This is a genomic window from Acidovorax sp. KNOB132, assembly GCF_057541515.1.
This window is the reverse complement of the sequence record NZ_BAAJYT010000620.1, coordinates 1-728: the sequence shown is the minus strand read 5'-3', so window position 1 is coordinate 728 and position 728 is coordinate 1. Positions and strand designations below refer to the sequence as shown.

Genomic DNA, 728 nt, shown 5'->3' with positions numbered 1-728 from the left:
CAGCGATTGCTGCGGCGCGGCGATCAGGTGGACCGCGTGGCCGGCGAAGGCCGCGTCGCCGGGCTTGGGGGTCTCCAGCGCGCCGGCCTGCAGCGCCGCATGCACCGGCGCGGGCAGGTCGATGCGGTAGCGCGCCAGGATGTCCAGCGCCTCGGCGCAGGTCGTGCCGTCGGGCACCGTGGGGCCGCTGGCGATCACGGCGGGGTCGTCGCCCGGCACGTCGCTGATGGCCAGGGTGACCACGCGGGCCGGCGCGCACGCGGCCGCCAGCCGGCCACCCTTGATGCGCGACAGGTGCTTGCGCACGCAGTTCATCTCGGCGATGCCGGCGCCGCTTTCCAGCAGCGCGCGGTGGATGCGCTGCTTTTCCGCCAGGGTCAGGCCCTCGGCCGGCAGGGTGAGCAGTGCGGAGCCGCCGCCCGAGATCAGGCACAGCACCAGGTCATCGGCCGTGAGCCGCTGCGTGAGCGCCAGCATGCGCTCGGCCGCCGCCAGGCCCGCCGCATCAGGCACGGGGTGCGCGGCCTCCACGATCTCCACGCGCTGCGGCAGCCCGGGCGGCCGTTCGGGCACATGGCCGTAGCGGGTCACGACCAGGCCCGACAGCGGCGCATCGGCCGGCCACAGCGCCTCCAGCGCGTGCACCATCGAGCCTCCCGCCTTGCCCGCCCCGAGCACCAGCGTGCGCCCGCGCGGCGGCGGGGGCAGGTGCGCGGCCAGGCCATGGG

Annotated in this window: 1 protein-coding gene; it reads right to left on the bottom strand. The window is 76.5% G+C overall.

Annotated features, from left to right (window positions below):
* The coding region (locus AC27IO_RS25055; RefSeq protein ID WP_498741323.1) for a glycerate kinase type-2 family protein at positions 1-728 on the bottom strand (728 nt) is incomplete at both ends.